This window comes from Phyllobacterium sp. P5_D12 (genome assembly GCF_054049495.1).
Genome location: NZ_JBFUMG010001198.1, coordinates 1 through 530, shown reverse-complemented (window position 1 = coordinate 530; position 530 = coordinate 1). Strand labels below are relative to the sequence as shown.

The window sequence follows — 530 nt, the reverse complement described above, 5'->3', positions numbered from 1 at the left end:
TAGTAGCCGGTGTCAATCGGAGCAGATACCACTGCTGCCGCCATAATGTCCCTCATATCCATCGTAACATCGAGCAGTTCGGCCGGGGTGGGTGCCAAGCTAATGGCCGCATGGACAGTCAGCATGCCAGCCAATGCTTCGAACAGCGCACCAGTGAAAATCCGTGAGAACGAATGTCTTTCCGAGGAGAGCAGTGTGATATGAGCTGAGCCGGGCAAAAGATCGGGTCGGACATAGTAGAAAGAATTCCACGCATTACGGAGGCAATTCGGATACGCCTCAGCGGGATCTTCCGCGTGGAGGCCCGCTCCAAATTGCTCCGCAATCCGCGAGAGTTTGGAATCGCGATATAGATTGGGGCCCGTGTACGTAAGGATCGAACTTCGCATCGTTGGGATTTGAAGGGCACACAGTATGGCACTCACATCGCCGAATGATTCGTGAAAGGCATCGACTTCTTTATAAACCGTGTGCCAAAGCCGGTCCTGAATCGCATCCAGCATGGCGTGACCCAGTTCGTGGCAAAGCAT

General features: G+C 53.8%; 1 pseudogene. It reads right to left on the bottom strand.

Annotated features, from left to right (window positions below):
* A pseudogene (locus tag ACXJ5O_RS29485) lies at positions 1 to 503 on the bottom strand (hypothetical protein); the annotation flags it as partial.
* Positions 504 to 530: the final 27 nt, after the last annotated feature.